We start from the raw sequence: 18,540 nt of genomic DNA, 5'->3' as shown, positions 1-18,540 counted from the left end.
ATTAGTAATGGCTAACGGCGTTACTCGGGCGGACATTGAAGCCGCCATTGAAGAAGATTACAATTACATGCTTTTGGAGCGTGCTACTGCGGCGTCTACCGCTCTGAGCGCGTTTACCAAGGTTGATATGGGCGCGAAGGTTCAGAACCTTCCGGCTCTGGCTACCCGCCCTAATGCTAAGTGGGTTGGTGAAGCTGAGGGAGACCGTACCAAGCCGACCTCGAAGTTCACCTTTGAGAATAAGGGGCTCTTCGCAGTTGAGGGGGTAGGTGGCTGAGCGCGTCGGTCGCCGGATGAGGGTCGAGGCCTTCCGATGATGGAAGTTCTCACACTGACCATCTGCCGGAAGACCTCGACGTGCACCACGCTACCTTCGCGACCCCTGATCTGACCGTGTTCTGCCATCTCGACGAGCTCGGCCTCGTGGCCACCGGTCAGCTTTTTGAGCCGGATCGCGCGGTGATCGAGTGCCGCGTCGCCGAGCCGGATCCGTGGTGCCGGGGATGCGGTAGCCAGGCGCTCTCGCGCGGGACGGACACGCGGCGTCTCGCCCACGAGCCGTTCGGTCATCGCCCGACGACGCTGCTGGTCCGGGTCCGCCGCTACAAGTGCTCAGGATGCGGACGGTCCTGGCGTGAGGACCTCACGGCAGCGGCGCCCGAGCGAGCCAAGCTGTCCCGTAGCGGGATGCGGTGGGCGTTGGAAGCGCTCGTGATCGACCACCTCACCGTCGCCCGCGTCGCCGCCGGACTCGGTGTCGGTTGGCACACGGCGAACAACGCGGTCCTCGCTGAAGGGCGTCGAGTGCTGATCGACGATCCCGCCCGGTTCGACGGCGTCGCCGTGATCGGCGTCGACGAGCACGTCTGGCGCCACACGAGAGTCGGCGACAAGTACGTCACCGTCATCATCGACCTCACCCCGAACCGCGACAAGACCGGCCCCGCCCGTCTGCTGGACATGATCGAGGGTCGCTCGAAAGCCGTGTTCAAGACCTGGCTCGCCGCACGCCCGCAGGACTGGCGCGATGGTGTCGAGGTCGTCGCGATGGACGGGTTCACCGGCTTCAAGACCGCCGTCAGCGAGGAGCTCCCGGACGCGCAGGCGGTGATGGACCCGTTCCACGTCGTCCGCCTCGCCGGCGACGCCCTCGACACCTGCCGTCGTCGCGTCCAGCAGTGCCTGCACGGCCGGCGGGGCCGCAAAAACGATCCGCTCTACAAGGCCCGCCGCATCCTCCACACCGGCGCGCAGCTGCTCACTGACCGGCAGCAGACCCGTCTCGAGGCACTGTTCGCGGTCTCCGAGCACGTCGAGGTCGAGGCGACCTGGGGCATCTACCAGCGCGTGATCGCTGCCTACCGCGAACCCGATCGGAAGACGGCGAAGAAGCTGATGACAGCCGTCATCGATTCCGTCTCCAGCGGCGTCCCCGCCGCGCTCGTGGAGGTCCGCAAGCTCGGCCGCACGCTCAAGCAGCGCGCCGCCGACATCCTCGCGTTCTTCGACCGGCCCGGCACGTCCAACGGGCCAACAGAGGCGATCAACGGGCGCCTGGAACACCTCCGCGGCTCCGCCCTCGGATTCCGGAACCTCACGAACTACATAGCCCGATCGCTGCTCGACACCGGCGGCTTCAGGAACCACCTACACCCTCAAATGCGAAGAGCCGAATAAGGTTCTGACGGCGGCTGAGGTTGCGGTTATCGTGACCCTGAACGAGGAAGACCTCGAAGACGCTTCCGAGGACCTTCTGCGTACCGCTACCGCTCTCGGTGGTGAGGCTATTGGTCGCGCCCTGGACGCGGCTGTCCTGTTCGGCGTGAATAAGCCCGCGGCGTGGACCTCTAAGGATCTGTTTGCGGCGGCTACGGCGGCGGGTGCTATCCACCAGGTGGGTAAGGGCGAGAATGACCTTGTTGGTTCGATTTTCCAGGCCGCGGAGGACGTGGACGAGGCCGGGGGCAACCCGTCGTCCTTCATTTCCCGTCAGGGTTTGAAGTACCGTCTCGCTAACCTGCGTGCGACGGATAATTCGCCGATTTATGTTCCTTCACTTTCTTCCACGCCGGGCGCTGTTGACTCGGTTGCTGGTATGCAGGCTTACTGGAATCAGAACGGCGCGTTCGACCGGTCGAAGGCTGAGGGGCTTGTTATTGACCCGTCCGGTGTCCTTATCGGTCAGCGTTCCGACATTACGGTGAAGTTCCTGGATCAGGCCACCGTTGACGGTATCAACCTTGCTGAGAACGATAAGGTTGGTCTCCGTTTCCGTGCCCGTTACGCCTACACTCTCGCGGATGTTATTGCGCCTGATGGTACGCGCCTTGCTCCGGTTTCGGCGGTTACCCCGGAAGGTAGCGGTGAGTTGGGAAAAGCGTAACGCCTGGGATGGCGACTTTTCCAGGCTCTGAAGTTTTCCCTGAAGGGGGTTCTTGATGCCAGCGGCTCAGGCTGAGGCTGGGGCAAGTTCTGCCGCACCTGAGTCTCTGGTGTCCCGCTTTGAACGTTGCAGGTGGGAGGTGCCGCGTGGAGATAAGCGTTCAGGAGATAAAGCCACTGCTAACAAGTCCGGTAGAGGACAAGATGGTAAAAACCCTGATTGATGCGGCCCTGTCCTACCTTGCGGGTCGCTACGGTGAGGCGAAGCTGACCAAGTATCGCCCGTTTGTGGTTGTGGTGGTGGCGGCGATGATTTCGCGGCGCGGTTCGGGTCGTGACCCGTTTTTGGCGTCCGAGACGGCCGGCCCTTTTCGCGGCCAGTGGTTCTCAGGGGGCGCTACGGCTGGTTTATTCCATGCGGACGAACTGTTGGACCTGGACCGGCTTTTGGGCGGCGGTGCACGCACTGTGCGGACTCCCGCGCCGGACAAGCAACGGTTCTCTAACTTGTACCGGCCCGTCGAGTGGGAGGATGAGTTGGGCGAGGTTGAACTCCCGGCTCCTGGGGGTTGGTATGTTTAGTCCACCTCGTATCTATTGGGAGAAATTCGTCGAGGGTGGGGTAGGCGATGAGTTCTACCCTATCCCTGACGGGTTTGCGGAACCTGTTGCTATTGCTGCTGATTTCGCGCCTGAGGCGACGAAAGAGCCGCGTGATGGCACTACCGTTCGTGTTGTTTCTGATGCCCAGATTATCTTAGATAATCCTATTGACCATGACCCCAGGGATAGGTTCATCGTCAACGGTGTTAGGTATCAGGCTGAGGGTAAGGCGCTTCCGTGGTTCGGGCGTTACTCGAAGCGCATGTTTGGGCAGGTTATCCCGGTTAGGAGGCTATGAGTCATGGCTAAATCGGCCGTTAAAATCAAGTGGAATAATGAGGGGTTTCGCCAGTTGAGGCAGTCCCCCGGTGTGAAGGCCGACTTGATGGCCCGTGCTCGCCGTGTCGCGGCGGCGGCAGGCGGCGAAGGCATGGGGTACATGGTTACTGACCTTGTCTTGGAGAACCCGCGTGGTGCTGTGTCTGTGCTGTGTACGGGTGAGGCAGTCTACCATAACCGCAAATATGGTTCCCTGATTCGTGCGCTTGATGCGGGTAAGGGGTGATTTATGGCGGTGTTCGAGTTTGACGACCCGGTAACACTGGCTATGAGATACCTTAACCGTTTCTACCCTGGGCGGGTTGCCCGTGAAGAGCCGGACTACGACAAGTACGACAAGGACGCTTTGTTGATCCTTGTGCGTGATGGTGGCGGCTCGGGGGAGTATGCCTACCAGTTGCAAGATGTCCGGTTGACGTTTGAGGTTCGTTCGGGGTCTCAACGTGAGGCGGCGCAGGTCGCTAACCGGGTTGATGCGCTCGTGCGGGATTGGACGTACCGCGAAGGTGGCGTGTACTACCGGGGCGGGTTTTCGCGCCCGTTGTATCAGCCTGAACCTGACCGGCGTATCCCGGCTTATTTGTGGACTGTCAATTTGGCGTTTCGTGGTCACCCTTTGACTATTTGATAATCATTTTCATGTGGATACCTCCAACCAATTGTTGGGGGTATTTTTTATGCCCAATTTCTGGGTGAAAGGATACAGTGACATGGCTTTTACTGATGTTATTGTTGCTAAGCCGAAGTCAACTGACGGCGGCCTTACTTTTGGTCCTACCGGGACTGTTATCCCCGAGGACGCTACTACTAAACTCCCGGCAGGACAGAAGCTCCTCGGGCTTGTTTCCTCTGATGGTGTGAAGCTTACTGAGGATGCCTCCGACGAGGATATCTTCGTATGGGGCGGCGTGAAGGCACGTAAGGTTCGTTCCGAATACTCGGCGACCCTGGGGGCTGTTCTTTATTCGACCGCTAACCCGGATACGTTGAAGGCCGTTTTTGGTCCTAACAACGTTGAGGTTAAGGGCTCGAAGATTACCGTCACTCACTCGTCGAATATTGCGCCTATCCAGAATTTCACTGTTGAGGCGAAGGACGAGGGTACTGGTACGGCCCGTCGTTTCGTTATTCCTCGCGGTCAGATCACCGTTTCCGGTGACCGCACTCTCGTTGACGCGGCCGCTGACGGTTTCGAGGTCACTATTGAGGCTCTGGCTGATAGTGACGGCAATTGCTACACGGAGTATATCGAAAAGACTGACGGTAGCACTTTTGAGGACGATGATGCTTCGGGGGGAAGGCTAACGCCGGGGGACAGCACGTTCCCCGGCACTAATTCGTTTCCGAACAATGGAGGTAAATGATGGCTTATGTTAAGCAGTCCTGGAAGGACGGCAAGGGCGGCGGCACGCCTATTTCGGCGGCCCGCCTGAATCATATTGAGGATGGCATCGCGTCTGTTCCGGCTGGTCCCAAGGGCGACGCTGGCGCGGCTGGCCCGAAGGGTGACAAGGGCGATGCTGGCCCGAAGGGTGACAAGGGCGATGCCGGCCCGAAGGGCGACAAGGGTGACACCGGCGCTAAGGGAGCTGACGGTTTCCCCACTGAAGAACAGTGGAACGCCCTGGTGGCCCGTGTAACCGCCCTGGAACGCAAGGCGGGAGCCTAACCGGGCTAGTTTCCGCCCGCACGTAGACACAACTCCCTGCGTGCGGGCGGCCCCTTCGGGGGAAACATTATTTCGTGGAGTCGTAAACCTAGATTTTGGAGTCGTTTATCATGGCAAATGCTAAGAAGAAGCACGCACGTAAGGTCGCTAAGAAGTACGAGTTCGTGACTTTTGAGACCTCGATTTACGAGGGCGAGTTCACGTTCCCGGCCCAGAAGCACATGCCTCAGAAGCTCATGATTGCTATGGGTGACGGTGAGCTGTCGAAGCTTCGTGACTGGCTCATCGAGGCCGGTACGGATGAGGCGGACGTTGAGGCTTTCCTCGACCTGGACAGTGAAGAGGCTGGCACGTTTATTGAGGCTTGGGGAAATGGGCAGTTGGCTAATGCCCCAAAATCTCAGGACTGATCCAGGAGTATAAAACTCACCCTGCGGCGGTTGTGGCGCGGCTACTTGAACTCGGGTTGAAGTGGCCGCACCCTGACGCCGCATTTGTTGATTGGGAACCGTTGATAGCCGCCGTGGAAACGGAACCTATGGACGGCCCCATACACCGGGCGAAAAACCCCAAAGACTGGGCTTGGTACGTTCCCGGTTATAACGAGCAGATGATGCTCGTTGAGCTGACGGCTGTAGCCAATTGGCAGAGGGCCGGGGGTAAGGGCCAGAGGCCTAAGCCCGCTAAACGTCCGTGGGACAAGAAGAACACTCAGAGGAAGATCACGCCGGGTAAGGCGAGTGAGACTGAGGGTTTCTTGACTTGGCTCGAAGGGCGTTTCGCAAAACCCTAAATTTGTTTCCCTGTATGTGGAGGTTTGCCCGTGGTCGCAAAAATGGAGCTTGCTAGCGCTTATGTGACGCTTAACGTGTCTACAAAGACTATGGGTAAGCAGATTGGCCGCATGTTTGGTCAGGTGGAGGGGCAGGCCTCCGCATCTGGGAAGCGAATGGGGAAGTCCATTCAGAAGGGCCTCGATCAGGTCTCGGGCAAGTCTGTAAAGACGTTGCAAGAGGACTTGGCGTCCGGTGAGTCGAAGCTCGCGGCGGAGACTGAGCGGGGGCGTCGTAAGGTTGAAGCGGCGACTCGTAAGGTTGAGATTGCGGAGGCTCGGCTCGCGGAGGTCAAGGGAAAAAGTGGTGTCACCACGTCCCAGGTTCTTCGCGCTGAGGACCAGTTGCAGAATGCCCGTTATAAGCTGAATGACGCCACTGATGAGGCGAAGCTGAAGACGGCGGGCTACCAAAAGCAGGTTGACGAGGCTAGGGCGGCCCTGAACCGGGCTAGTGCTACGTCCAAGACTGCCGGATCGGCCATGTCTTCCGCGATGTCCTCGGCGGGTAACGCGGTGAGGTCTGCGTTTGCCGGGGTCGGTTCGGCTATTAGTACTAGTTTCTCGTGGGGCGCGTCTATGGCCCAGAGCGCTCTGTCTACGATTCGGGGCGCGGCGTCTGTGGCGGCGTCTGGTATTTCGTCCGTGTTCTCCGGGGTCGGGTCCCTGTTGAAGAACGTTTTTACGGGCAATTTTTCGGGCGCGTTTAACCAGATCGTGACCGGCGCGAAGACTGCCGGGTCTGCCGTGTCTACGGCGTTCTCGAACGTGTGGGGCGGTTTCCGTAACGGCCTAGCTAACGCGAGGTCGTCTATTACGTCCACGGCGTCCGGCATGGTGTCGTCCTTTACGGGGGCGGCGTCGTCCACGGGTGAAGCTGTCAGGGGCGGCCTGTCTCGTGGTTTTGAGGGCATTAAGACTGTTGCTTCCCGTTCGGCGGCGGAGAATTTCGCGGCGTTCACTTCGGGCGCGGGTCGTGCGGCGTCAACGGTAGGCAATGCCCTGTCTAATGGGTTTAGGTCTACAGCCTCGGCGGCTTGGTCGTCGGCGTCTAATGGGTTCCGGGCGTTCACGTCCGGGGCCGGTAACGCGGCCTCAACTATTGGCTCTGGGATTTCCGGCGGCTTCCGTTCAACGGTGAGCGCGGCCGCTAACGCCGCTAAGAGTGGGGCATCCGCTATGGCTAGCGGGTTCTCCGGTGTCGGCTCAAAAATTGGGTCTGTCCTGTCCCGTGGTTTCTCGGGTATCCCGTCATTGGCGGGCAAGACAGGTAACCAGGCTGGGCAGGCGATGACCAGCAATCTCATGTCTCATTTGGGGCGTATTCCGGCGATGGTCGGTAGCCTCGTGGGTGTTGCTGGTATCGGCGGTATTCTGTCCGCCGGTTTTAAGCGCATGAACGATATTGACCATGCGAACATTATCTTTAAAAATATTGGTCTTACCTCGAAGCAGGCTAAAGACCAGATGGCGAAATTGAATGACCAGGTTACGGGTACGTCTACGTCGCTGTCTACGGCTTCTAAGGTGTCCGGCCTGCTGGCTCAGTCGGGCGTCGAAATGGGCGAGGGCATGGATACGTCCATTAAGGCGCTGACGAACCTTTCTGCGGCCTCCGGTGCGTCTGCTGACGACATCGGCATGGTCATGTTGCAGATGAAGTCCTCGGGCCACCTGTACACGCAGGACCTGTTGCAGATGACTCAGCGCGGCATTAACGCGTTTGGGATGCTCGCGGACTCTATGGGCATTTCCCAGGAGGAAGTGCGTAAGCAGGTCGCGGACGGCAAGCTTACGTATGAGGACTTTGTTAAGGCCGTCAATGAGGGTACGGGCGAGCTAGCCAAGGAAATGGGAACAACCCTTCCGGCTAAGTTGACGATCCTTAAGACGGCTTTCGCTAATCTGGGTATGCAGGCTATCGAACCGTTCAAGAAACAGATTGGCGGCGCGCTGGATGCCGTAACACAGTTCTTGAAAACTGTGGTGACTCCAAAGGTTAAAGATTTCGCTAAATGGATGACGGGGAACTCGGAATCGGCTAAGAAGTTCCGGGATAACCTGATGATGGCTACGGCGGCTGTTGGTGGCCTCGTTGCGGCGTTTACTGGCCTGTGGGTCTTCACTAAGTTCTTTAAGATGGTCCAGGGTGTGGCGGTTGCTGTTTCGTCGCCGTTCTTGATTCTGGTTTCGGCTATTGGCCTGGCTATTGGCGCGGCTGTTGTGGCCTACGGAAAGTTCCAGTGGTTCCGCGACCTGATTGATAACGTTTTTTGGCGCATCAAGCTGGGTATTGGCCTGTTCCAGGACGCTTGGAATAACGCTGATAAGCACGTGTCAGCTTCCGGTATTCCCGGATTTTTCCAGGGTCTCGGCAAGTTCGCGCGCAAAACGCTGGACACTCTCGTTGACTTGGCTAAGGACGTGGGTAACGCGTTCTGGGATTACTTTGGCCCGTCCATTGAGGATTCGATACCTTCGATTAAGGACGCGGGTAAGTTCATTGGCAAGGCCGCTGATGTCATGGAGAAGCTGGGCAAGTTCCTTGGCGATACGGCTGACGTGTGGGTCCCGTTTGCTGTTGGTCTTGGCATTGCTATTGGTGTCCTAAAGATTTATAACGGGGTTGCCGCGATTGCGGCGGCCCTTACGGGCGCCATCTCTTGGCCGGTCCTTGCTGTTGTCGCCGCAATTACACTTCTTGTTGGTGGGTTTATCCTGCTTTACAAGAAGGTCGGTTGGTTCCATGATTTCGTTGATGGTCTTTGGGCCGGGGTTAAAGACGGGGCCAAAAATTTTGCTGACTGGTGGACAGAGACGTTCTGGCCGCGTGTCATGGACGTGTTTAAATTCCTGGGCGGTTTCTTTGTCGGCCTGTGGGGCATTGTTACAACCGTGTGGGATAATATCACCGGCGTTATCGGCGGGTTCCTTACGTGGTGGACGGAGACTTTCTGGCCTGGCGTTCAAAACGTGCTTGGTTGGTTCGGTGCCGCTTTCCAGACTATCGGGGAGTTCCTTTCCGGCATTTGGGGTTGGGTTACTAGTGTTTTCCAGGGCTTCCTGACGTGGTGGACGGAATCGTTCTGGCCGGGGATCACTAACCCGCTTAATGCTTTGGGGCAGGCTTTCCAGTGGTTCAATGACGGAATTATTCAGCCTGTTTGGGGCTGGATCAAAACCATGTTCCAGGGTTTCCTCGATTGGTGGAATGCGTCGTTCTGGCCGGGCGTTAAGACTGGCCTCGATATTCTCGGCGGCGTGTTTACGTGGTTCCGGGATGCGGTTGTTATCCCGGTATGGACCGCGATAAGTAACGCTATATCGTGGGCGTGGAATGCGATTATTCAGCCCATCTGGAATGCTATTCTCGCATTCATTAATGGTATCCTTATTCCCGGGTTCCAATGGCTGGGTCAATTCATTTCTAATATTTGGAATTGGATTGTCACGGTTATTTCGTGGGCGTGGAACAATATGGTCAAGCCGATTTGGTTGGCCATTAAATCGTTTATAGATACGATCTTGATTCCGGGATTCCAGTGGCTCGGCACGTTCATTAATAATATTTGGAATTGGATTGTCCAAATTATTTCGTGGGCGTGGAATGTTGCGATTAAACCAATTTGGGATGCGATCAAATGGTTTATTGATAATATCCTCATTCCGGCGTTTGACTGGCTGTCTAAGCGGATTAAAGCCGCCTGGGATTTCATTGGCAGTATCATTTCGTCAACCTGGACATGGATTCGGGATGTCGTACTTAATCCGCTGATGAATTTCATTCAAAATGATCTTGTTGCGGCGTGGGATAGGACCGCTAGCGCAATTGGCGATGCTTGGCATAAGCTGAGGGAGGCTGTTAAGTCTCCGCTTGTTTTCGTTGTCGATCACGCTATTAACCCGTTCTTGGACGGGTACAATAAGGTCAATGATGCTTGGAACGGTAAAGACATCGGTAAGCTCAAGATTGGTTGGGCTACTGGTGGTTACACTGGTCCGGGTGGTAAATACGACCCGGCCGGTATTGTTCACGCTGACGAGTACGTTATCAAGAAGTCCTCGCGCAAGAAGTTCGAGCAACGCTATCCGGGCTACCTGGACGCGATTAACTCAACAGGCGACCTGCCTGATTCGCCGAAGAATGCCTACGCTACGGGCGGTAACGGTATTGCGGCGGGCTCAGTGCCTCCCCATGGGCCTGGTACGAGCGTGTGGGGGTCGATGCAGGCGGAGGCTTCTAAGGCCGGTAAAATGGTTTTCAAGGCTACTAACATTAGTGGTGTTGATACCGAGTCGGCGGCTAAGGCCTGGATGGGTCGTTCTGCACTTGATGTGAAGATGGGTAACGGCGGGCCTGGCGTGTCCAGCTTCGTCAATGGCAACTCGGGCGGCTGGGGCTTCTATTCGGGGAATCAGATTCAGGTTTCCTCGGCAGTCCCGGCTAACCGTGTCCGTGGCGTCCTGGTCCACGAGATGGGTCACGCGCTCGGCCTGGATCACGTCGCTAGCGGCGACTCGTCGTCTGTCATGGACCATATGATGACGGGCGGCGACTGGCCGCATTCGGGCGACTATCAGGCGCTCCGTGAGCTGTGGGGCGAACCTGGTAAGGGCGTCAAGACGTACGAGAATCCCGGTGGCGGCGGTGGCGGTTCGTCCTGGATCGTTGAGGCGGTCCGTAAGATTGTCGAATCTATTTACGACAAGGGTGCGGACTTCGCTAAGAGCAAGTTCCCGAAAAATAACTTTGTCGAAGATGGTGTTGGCATCGGCAAGGCCGGTGTTAATGACATGCTCGACTGGTTGACTCAGCTGTTCGGGGGCGGAGGCTCCAACGATAGCGGGGGCGAGTCGTCTAAACCTGCTGAGCAGTGGCGCTCAACGGTTATTGAAGCGTTGAAGCGTGTCGGCCTGCCTACGTCTAACGATTACGTGAATGCGTGGATTAGGCAGATTGCTAGCGAGTCGGGCGGTAACCCGAACGCGGTTCAAGGCAACATCGGCGATGTCAATAACGCGTCCGGTGATATTGCTAAGGGTCTTGTTCAGGTGATCGGTTCGACGTTCGCGGCGTACCGTGACCCGTCCTTGCCGAATGACCGTTTTAACCCGCTGGCGTCTTTGGTTGCTGGTATGCGGTACGCGAAGGCGAGGTACGGCGCGTCGGGGATGCTCGGTGCTATTGGGCATGGTCACGGTTATTCGGAAGGCGGCCGGGTCACTCCGGCGAAACTGTTTGATGGTGGTGGGAAGCTTGAGAAGGGCGTCCAGTTCATCGACCATCAGCGGGAGAAGCCGGATTATGTGTTGACTCATGAGCAGTGGCGTGCGATGTACACGATTGCGGACAATAGCGCCTCTAAGGGGCAGGGAATGGTCATTAACGGCGGTATCCACGGATATTCCGCCGAGGAAGTGGGCCGCGAGGTCGAGAAGCAACGGAAGCGCAGGGAGTCCCTTTATGCCTAAGTTTGATCCCACGGTGACGATTAGCCGGGGTAGCACGTCTATCAATCTCGGCTCTGACGTTACCGATGACGGGTATATCCTCAAACAGGGCGTAACGGGCCTGGGTATCGCCCCTGTGGAACACGAACTGTCTTCGATTCCATCGGGGCACGGCGCCCTCCTTCGGCATACGCGGTTGACTGAGCGTGAACTGTTTTTCCCGGTGTTTGTTTACGGTGATTCGTACGAGCAGGTGGATAAGCGCCGTGATGCCCTGTTTAGCTTGGTGGACCCGGTGAAGGGGCCTGTGAGGGTGTCGGTCCAGTCGCGCACTAGGAATAGCGATGTGCGGTGGGTTGACGCTGTTTACTCGGAGGGCCTGGATGGTGACTATGGGACGGACTTTGGAGGGTGTTACCAGCATATCGGTTTGACACTTAAAGTCCCTTCCGCGTTTTGGTCTGCGGACCCGGTTTCGCGCTTGTTCCAGATCAAGCCGGGTGTTAAGCCGTTCATTTCTAAGTCTTCTGAGTTTTTCCCGGTTATCTTGTCTTCGTCGTCGGTCGCGGGTGTGTTTGCTATCCGTGTTGATGGTGATAAACCTGTGTGGCCGATTTTCACCGTGACGGGGCCTGGGTCTGATTTGACTATTGAGGCGAACGGTAAGCGGATTAAGTATGAGGGCGATATTAAGGTTGGTCGTCGTATTACGTTTGATACGGCGGCGGGCGATGTCTACGACAAAAACAACCCAAATGGTGAGTTGTGGAACCGGGTTTCGTTGGATACTGATTTCTTTCAGTTGGAGCCGGGTGTTAATCAGGTGAAGGTGACGTTCACTGGAGCGACGGAGGCGTCCTTGTTGGAGCTGACATATAAGCCTCAATACTTGACGGGCTACTAAGGGGGGGGGTCATATGGAGATGACGCTCATTGGACCTGACTTGGTGCCTCGGGGCCGTTTGGATTGGGTGAATTGCACGGTGGTGCAGAAGCTCAATGCGAAGGGTACGTTCACGGCTCAGATTGTCGGTGAGGGTAGGGCGGCATCTCGGATTGTTCCGGGGTGCCGCCTGTTTATCCGCGACCCTGAGGCGGGGTCTTATTCGGTGTTGGTGACGACGATTGAACGGTCGATGACGTCGAAGGGGATTCTTAACCTGAACCTGTCGGGCGTTGATGACCTTGCAGCTTTGGCGCAGCGGATCACTTACCCGTCGCCGGGAAGAGCGGCGGACCAACAGAACGAGGCTGATTATTACACTGATTCGGGTTCTGCGGGTCGTGTGATTGGGTCTATGGTTCTTCGGAATTTGGGGGCGGCGGCGCGCCCTGAGAGGCGCTGGTATGGCCTCGTGGTTGATGGGGTTGATGTTGGTGGCCAGGTTGAGGTGAAGTCGCGTTTAAAGCCTGTGCTTAATGAGGCGGCGACGCTGGGCAACCTTGGTAAGGTGCGAATGGTTTGCAAGTACCAGCAGGACCGCAAGCTGCATTTCACTGTTGAGGCCGTGACGGATCGCACGAGGTCTTTGGTGTTTCGGCAAGAGACAGGCACCCTCGGGGATTGGACAGTTTCTCTCACGGCTCCTGAAACTACGGCGTTCATCCTTGGCGGCAAGGGTGACTTGAAGGAGCGCCTGATCGGCGAGTACAAGATTCCCTCGGAGGATACGTGGGGATGGCGGGCCGAGACGTTCAAGGACCAGACCGACGCTGAGGACCGCGCGGCCCTCGATAAGGCCGGGACCAAGGAGGCCGAGCTGATGGCGGGTTCTGCCACTGTCACGTTGACGGCGAATGAGCGGCCTAACGAGAACGGGGCCTCGAAGGTGTTTGGCCGTGATTACAAGATAGGCGACATCGTGACAGCCCGTCTTGGTGGTACAGCCTACACTGACCAGATTCAGCAGGCGGAGATTTCCTGGGAGGACACGGGGCGCGCCACGAAACTAACTATTGGAAAAACCCAGGATCAGGACAATGATTCTCCGGCCTGGGTTAGGCGTGTCCGTGACCTGGAGCGGAGACAACGAGGTAGGGAGACTAACTAATGGCTGAACAGTCATTCCCCGTTATTGAACAGCCGTTGACGGATGACCAGTGGAAGTCCGTCACGCTTGGTATTGGTGACGGTATTCTAGATGAGGGCGGCAATCCGTACCGGGTGGAGCGGTCGAATACTGGTGACACTATTACGGTTCAGACGGATTCGTCTAAGGGGTTCAATCACGCTATTTTGCGTGGTTTCTACCACAAGATGGATGCGCCTGTCACGTTGAGTGTTCCGGCGGTTTCTACGGATACCACGTATTGGGTTGCGCTGAAGTATGATCCGACGAATTCGACAGAGCCTGTGAAGCTGGGCGTTTGGACGAGCCTGGATAAGGCTAATGGCAAATATTATTTGATTATTTGCTCGTTGACGCGTAAGGCTAACCAGTTGTTGACTGATGCGTCTTTGACTACGTATCGCCCTAGGATTACGCCGTTGATGCAGGTGGATTACCCGGAGAACCTTCCCGACCCGAATTCTGTGTTGTGGGGTACTCAGGTGCAATGCTGGAGGACTAATCAGCGTTTCCGCGCGTCGTGGGGTCGGTGGGTTCCGGTTTCGGGGCAACGGGTCGATGCGTGGGCTATGCCGGGTTGGACTACTCGTTATTCGACGTGGGACATTTTGGCTCGACCGACTGAGGGTGGCTGGGATTGCACGATGACTGGCACGGCGTTTCGCACGGCCGAGACTTACACCATTAGGGACTGGTCGGTTATCGGCCTCCCAGTCCCGGACGAATGGAGACCCGCGACTAACCAGTACACGACCGGACTTTGCCAGACGACACCTATTGGTGTTCAGTTGAACAATAACGGGCAGATTAAGGTTATGCCGCTGAATGGTGGATCGTTGACGATTGCTAACGGGGTTGATGTTAACTTTTCGTTTAACTGGTTTACTAAGGTGGACCCGAATACGACACCCTAGGAGGGGCATTTATGGATTACCAAACTTTGCAGGTGCTTCTCGATTCTTTGATCCGTTCACAGTCTTCCCAGGAATTGGCTTTGTCGCAGGCTATTGATAGGTGCGCTAAGCTGGGCGGGGAGTACGAGCGGGCGAAGAGTGAGCAGGCTCAGGCTCAAACGGCTTTGGACGCGACGAAGGCGGCGCGGAGGGGCGTTGAGATGGCGATGCAGTCTGCTACCGATAATGACGTGGACGGTGATAGTTAATGACAGCGGGTTATGCGCATGTTACGGGGCGGGTGAGTGTTTCTTCCGATCAGGACGTAAACGTGTCCTCGATGCGGTGTCCGGTCCTGTAAGGAGGGGCTGATGAGAAATCTTGGTCGGCGTATTATCCTTCTAGGCGTTTTCATTGTTTGCTCCACGCGGGTTATTGCTTATGCTCCGATCTCTGGTGGTCCTTATGAGTCGTCCGGGCCGATGTTCTTGACGGATAACGGGTCGGCCATGTGGCTGTACGTGATCCTATGGGGTGTTGGGGCTGTCCTTGCTCTGGTCGGGATGATCCGAGGCAAGGCCGGTCTCGCCATCCTGTGGTACGTGTTTCTTATGCTCACCTGGGTGGCGGGCTACTTCGGGGCCTGGGTCGCGCAGGAGGGCGACCGTTACACGCGGGCCTGGATGAGCGCGGCCCTGTACGGGGGCAACGGGATTAACGCGCTCGGGGCGTTCTACCTGATGCGGCGCATTGACGAAACGAGAGCCACGGATATCACGGAGGCGCATAAGATTGTGAGGCGGGATGAATGAGCGAGTATGCCCCTTATATCATTCCCGGTGTTGTCGCAATCATTGTTGCCTGGCTCGGGCTGAAGCCGAAAAAAACGGACCCTGACCAGTTGTTGCGTGATGACCTTAAATATATGGGGGAGCGGGTCGAGCAACAGCGGAAGATTAGCGAATCGTTAGAGGCGCAGGTCGATGAGTTGCGGCGTGACCGGGATGCGCAGAAGCACGAAATCTTTTCACTGAAAAATAAGGTGGATGACCTGTGGTCGCGAATGCGCAAGGTTGTCGATTACGCACGGGTTTTGGAGAACCGTATTACGGGTTTGACGGGTGTCCCGCATGAGCGCCCGTCTGAGCTTGACGAAATTTTTGAGCGTCATTAAGGCGCTCAATATATCTTTTTGAGGGGGTCTTGATGTGTCTTATACGATGATCGAAGACTATACATCACCTAATCAGTCGCCCCGGTCGGCTTATGGGTGGAACGGTAACCCGGACGGTATCACTTGGCATTGGTGGAATACACCGGCGCAGGCGGGAACGTTCGAGTCTACAATTAATTTCTTTTGCACCTCGGCGGCCCAGACATCGGCGCATTTCATTGTCTCCGATAAGCGGGTTGCGTGTATTGTGTCTCCGTCTGAGGCGGCTTGGCACGCTGGGAGCACGGAGGGTAATGGGCGCACTATCGGGGTCGAGATTGACCCGCGTTTGCCGGGGGATACGTTGGAGACGTGCGCTGAACTGGCCGCTGACCTTGAAAGGCAGTTTGGTTCACTCAACCATTACGGGCATAAGGATTGGACCCAGACGGAGTGTCCTGGGATTGTTTATGACAAGATTCCTTGGTTGATTGATCGGACGAACGAGATTCTAGGTAATGGGGGTTCGTCGGGTAGCACGTCGTCCGGTTCTGGGAATATGGAGGCCGCTATCGCTTGGTTCCAGAACCGGGCCGGTGCTGTCACTTATTCGATGGATTACCGTAACGGGCCGGGCTCTTACGACTGTTCCAGCTCTGTCTATTATGCGTTGATGGACGCTGGGATTAACACGGTCGGTAAGGTTGGCAATACTGAGACGATGTTTTCGGATTTGCCGTCGTGGGGTTTCCGTGAGGTCCAGGCTACGGTGGCGGGTATCCCTGCACAACGTGGCGACATCTTTATATGGGGTGACCCTGGCAGTTCGGCAGGCGCGGCGGGCCATACGGGGATTTTTGTTGACTCTGACAATATCCTGCATTGTAATTTCGGTTACAACGGTATCACCCTGAATAATCACGATTATATTTGGTCGGCTAACGGTTCGCCGTCGTGCCACATTTTCCGCTACGTCGGGGGCGGTTCATCCTCGACTCACACGCAGACTGTTACTAAGGATTGGTTCGATATGGCCAGCAGGCAAGACCTCGCGGAGGTCGTCAACGACGTACTCCACCAGAATGACGGGTTCTTCCGGCAGAAGGTGCATCAAGTGTTGCACGAGGAGCGGTTCAACCGTGAAGGCACGATCAACGGGAAACCGGTCGGTGGTAGTACCACGATCGCGATGGAGGCGGCGTGGGCGGCTGCGAATGCTGGTGGTGTGAAGGCTGATGTTGTTCGTGTTCAGGGTCAGGTTGAGCAGTTGGTCGCTGAGGTTCAGGCGCTGAAGGAGGGTAAATAGTATGGGTACGAAAAAGACTGTGGGTGCGACAACCCTGTCGGCTACGGGTGGGTCTGTGGTTGGTGGTGCTCTGGCTGCTATTGTTCTTTATTTTTTCCCGGAGTCGGCGCGGGTTGAGTTGTTTGCGCCGTTGACTATTGTGCTCTCGGCGGTGTGTGCTTTGGCGGGCGGGTACTTGTCGCCGTCTCGGGTGGGGGCCCTGGCACCGTACCTTGCACAGGCTAGCGAGGACATCGCGGACAAGGTGGCCACAAAGGCACCTACGGCCGTTGTGCCGTCTGCTGATGAAGTGGCCGAGGCTGTGGCCAATAAGACCAGCACGTCTTACACCTTGACCGGGTATTCCTCGGACGAGGCGAAGGTGCGCTCTGACGCTAAGGCCGATACGACCGGTTACGTGGGCGCTCACGCCGCGTCTGACGGCGTTGAGCGGTACCGGCCCACTGAGACACCTGTAGCGACCGAACCGGGCGTAGACGTCCAGGCCGTCGCGGCACCTGCCGACACGTCGGACGACGCCTACCCTGATCTCGATTCTTTGGCTAAGCTGTGACCGTCTAGTTCGCCCGTAAGCTGTGGGCGTCTGGTGTCTAGACAAAAATTCCCCCTCACCCTTGACTGGGTGAGGGGGTCTTTTTTCGTGTCCTTTAGCCGTTGACGAAGGTGGGATTCACGGTGCCGCCGTCGCGGACTGCCCAAACCTGTTCGTTCGGCATCGTGAACCAGTCGTGATTCATGATCGTGTCCTCGTTGTACACGACGCTAAACGCAATGGAGCTTCCGAGGTTGCCGGTGATGTTGACGCTTGATACGTCTATGTTCTTGTCTCGGAGTTCTTCGAGAATGGCGGCGGTATCTGCCCGCGCGCCTTTCACCATGCCCTTATTGGTGAAGTGCGTGTCGGACACCTCGTAGTTAATCCAAATGCTGTTGTCAGCGGCGTTGTAGTCGTCAAACGTGGCGTCTGTGTTGGTGGACTTCAGTGCGGATTCAACGCGGGTTTTGAGGGCCGGGTCTGGGTCGCCTGATGTGAAGTGGGTCTTCTCGGACTTTGGTGCCTCGCTGGACTTGGAGGGGGTGGAGGATTCGTGCGTTTTTTCGGGGGTGGATTTTGTGGATTTGCTGGATGTGTCGCTGTCGGGGGTGCTGAGGCAGGCGGCGACGATGGACAGGAACACGAAGCCGACTACGCAGGCGGCGAAGATTTTGGCCCATTTGGGGGCGTCGCGGTGGTTGTAGGAGGGGCGACGTTTCTGGTTGCGAGTGCGCATCGTTTTTCTTTCTTCTCGGTGCTGTGGCTAGCTTAGCTGGTTATTTCTTGGGGGGGTGTGTGGAGGGTGAGCGTATCCACGTGTACCCCATTATGGCAGTAAATGCGGTAGAATACCCGCACATGGGTAAGCCTGAAACCCCCTACATCGTTGCTATTGCAGGGAAGTAGGCCGATTTGGCCAGTTTGTGACACACTTGTGCACGTTAAGTCAGGGTCGCCCGCGGCTCACTCGTCGACGCCGTCATCCTTTTCGTCGGGCCACAGGGCCTTGAGCACCTCTTCGCGCGGGATCTCGAGGATCGCGACGACGCTCATCAGGGAACGCAATTTCGGATTGGACGGATTCCGGGTTGCGCGATCGCTGTAACCGTACTCCATCTGCTGATAGTGCTGGCGGGATATGCCCGCAGCGAGTGCGACCTTCTCCTGGGTGATACCGAGGTCCGCACGATGCGATTGCAGGAGGCTCCCGAGGCGCTGTGCCGTCTGGCGATCAAGGGAGTCTGAAGTCATTGAACCAGAATCCGGGCGCACCGGATTCCGGTCTACCAAGTGCACTTGGCAAACTTC

General features: G+C 57.0%; 20 protein-coding genes. 17 read left to right on the top strand and 3 right to left on the bottom strand.

Annotation, left to right across the window (positions count from 1 at the left end; all coding sequences use genetic code 11):
* Positions 1-7: 7 nt before the first annotated feature.
* From ACTSLZ_RS10995 to ACTSLZ_RS10955, 9 genes are all read left to right on the top strand, one after another.
* A complete protein-coding gene (locus ACTSLZ_RS10995) occupies positions 8-277 on the top strand; it encodes a hypothetical protein (protein WP_443095036.1) in 270 nt (89 codons plus the stop codon).
* 80 nt (positions 278-357) lie between these two features.
* Entirely contained in the window at positions 358-1,677 is a 1,320-nt protein-coding gene (locus ACTSLZ_RS10990; protein ID WP_443095035.1) for an ISL3 family transposase, read from the top strand.
* A gap of 4 nt (positions 1,678-1,681) precedes the next feature.
* Positions 1,682-2,383 carry a phage major capsid protein gene (locus ACTSLZ_RS10985; protein WP_443096133.1) on the top strand — a complete coding sequence of 234 codons (702 nt, stop codon included), beginning with the start codon at positions 1,682-1,684 and terminating at the stop codon, positions 2,381-2,383.
* A 203-nt stretch (positions 2,384-2,586) separates the two neighbouring features.
* Positions 2,587-2,964, top strand: a complete 378-nt coding sequence (locus ACTSLZ_RS10980) for a hypothetical protein (protein ID WP_443095034.1) — start codon at positions 2,587-2,589, stop codon at positions 2,962-2,964.
* 322 nt (positions 2,965-3,286) lie between these two features.
* Positions 3,287-3,550 carry a hypothetical protein gene (locus ACTSLZ_RS10975; protein WP_443095033.1) on the top strand — a complete coding sequence of 88 codons (264 nt, stop codon included), beginning with the start codon at positions 3,287-3,289 and terminating at the stop codon, positions 3,548-3,550.
* A 3-nt stretch (positions 3,551-3,553) separates the two neighbouring features.
* Positions 3,554-3,952 (top strand): hypothetical protein, encoded by a 399-nt coding sequence (locus ACTSLZ_RS10970; RefSeq protein ID WP_443095032.1) that lies wholly within the window; start codon positions 3,554-3,556, stop codon positions 3,950-3,952.
* Between the two features lie 82 nt (positions 3,953-4,034).
* A complete protein-coding gene (locus tag ACTSLZ_RS10965) occupies positions 4,035-4,688 on the top strand; it encodes a phage tail tube protein (protein WP_443095031.1) in 654 nt (217 codons plus the stop codon).
* Entirely contained in the window at positions 4,685-4,993 is a 309-nt protein-coding gene (locus tag ACTSLZ_RS10960; protein WP_443095030.1) for a hypothetical protein, read from the top strand. Before ACTSLZ_RS10965 ends, ACTSLZ_RS10960 begins: the two co-directional genes overlap by 4 nt.
* Positions 4,994-5,103: 110 nt before the next feature.
* Positions 5,104-5,403, top strand: a complete 300-nt coding sequence (locus ACTSLZ_RS10955) for a hypothetical protein (RefSeq protein ID WP_443095029.1) — start codon at positions 5,104-5,106, stop codon at positions 5,401-5,403.
* Between the two features lie 829 nt (positions 5,404-6,232).
* On the opposite strand, the gene ACTSLZ_RS10950 is transcribed toward ACTSLZ_RS10955, so the two are convergent.
* Positions 6,233-7,132: a hypothetical protein gene (locus ACTSLZ_RS10950; RefSeq protein ID WP_443095028.1), complete on the bottom strand. Its 900-nt coding sequence runs from the start codon at positions 7,130-7,132 to the stop codon at positions 6,233-6,235.
* Between ACTSLZ_RS10950 and ACTSLZ_RS10945 the strand changes: the two genes are divergently transcribed.
* The 8 genes from ACTSLZ_RS10945 to ACTSLZ_RS10910 all read left to right on the top strand — a co-directional run bounded on the left by ACTSLZ_RS10945 (position 7,116) and on the right by ACTSLZ_RS10910 (position 17,250).
* Positions 7,116-11,297: a tape measure protein gene (locus ACTSLZ_RS10945; protein WP_443095027.1), complete on the top strand. Its 4,182-nt coding sequence runs from the start codon at positions 7,116-7,118 to the stop codon at positions 11,295-11,297. The genes ACTSLZ_RS10950 and ACTSLZ_RS10945 overlap by 17 nt on opposite strands.
* A complete protein-coding gene (locus ACTSLZ_RS10940) occupies positions 11,290-12,180 on the top strand; it encodes a phage distal tail protein (RefSeq protein ID WP_443095026.1) in 891 nt (296 codons plus the stop codon). The genes ACTSLZ_RS10945 and ACTSLZ_RS10940 overlap by 8 nt, the downstream gene beginning before the upstream one ends.
* A gap of 13 nt (positions 12,181-12,193) precedes the next feature.
* Positions 12,194-13,327 (top strand): Gp37-like protein, encoded by a 1,134-nt coding sequence (locus ACTSLZ_RS10935; protein WP_443095025.1) that lies wholly within the window; start codon positions 12,194-12,196, stop codon positions 13,325-13,327.
* Positions 13,327-14,259 (top strand): hypothetical protein, encoded by a 933-nt coding sequence (locus tag ACTSLZ_RS10930; protein ID WP_443095024.1) that lies wholly within the window; start codon positions 13,327-13,329, stop codon positions 14,257-14,259. Before ACTSLZ_RS10935 ends, ACTSLZ_RS10930 begins: the two co-directional genes overlap by 1 nt.
* A 461-nt stretch (positions 14,260-14,720) precedes the next feature.
* Positions 14,721-15,050 (top strand): hypothetical protein, encoded by a 330-nt coding sequence (locus ACTSLZ_RS10925; RefSeq protein WP_443095023.1) that lies wholly within the window; start codon positions 14,721-14,723, stop codon positions 15,048-15,050.
* Entirely contained in the window at positions 15,047-15,412 is a 366-nt protein-coding gene (locus ACTSLZ_RS10920; protein WP_443095022.1) for a hypothetical protein, read from the top strand. The genes ACTSLZ_RS10925 and ACTSLZ_RS10920 overlap by 4 nt, the downstream gene beginning before the upstream one ends.
* Before the next feature lie 46 nt (positions 15,413-15,458).
* Positions 15,459-16,697, top strand: coding sequence for a peptidoglycan amidohydrolase family protein (locus tag ACTSLZ_RS10915; protein WP_443095021.1), 1,239 nt, complete (start codon positions 15,459-15,461; stop codon positions 16,695-16,697).
* A 1-nt stretch (position 16,698) separates the two neighbouring features.
* Entirely contained in the window at positions 16,699-17,250 is a 552-nt protein-coding gene (locus ACTSLZ_RS10910; RefSeq protein ID WP_443095020.1) for a hypothetical protein, read from the top strand.
* 94 nt (positions 17,251-17,344) lie between these two features.
* Here ACTSLZ_RS10910 and ACTSLZ_RS10905 read toward each other — a convergent pair whose 3' ends face one another.
* Together ACTSLZ_RS10905 and ACTSLZ_RS10900 are read right to left on the bottom strand one after the other, a co-directional pair.
* Entirely contained in the window at positions 17,345-17,968 is a 624-nt protein-coding gene (locus ACTSLZ_RS10905) for a hypothetical protein (RefSeq protein WP_443095019.1), read from the bottom strand.
* A gap of 227 nt (positions 17,969-18,195) precedes the next feature.
* Complete coding sequence (locus tag ACTSLZ_RS10900) at positions 18,196-18,483, bottom strand: helix-turn-helix transcriptional regulator (RefSeq protein WP_162421433.1); 288 nt, start codon at positions 18,481-18,483, stop codon at positions 18,196-18,198.
* Positions 18,484-18,540: the final 57 nt, after the last annotated feature.

The sequence above is a fragment of the Rothia koreensis genome (genome assembly GCF_052232265.1).
Classification (GTDB): domain Bacteria; phylum Actinomycetota; class Actinomycetes; order Actinomycetales; family Micrococcaceae; genus Rothia; species Rothia koreensis.
Note: the sequence above shows the minus strand (reverse complement) of the source record. Positions and strands in the feature narration are given on the sequence as shown.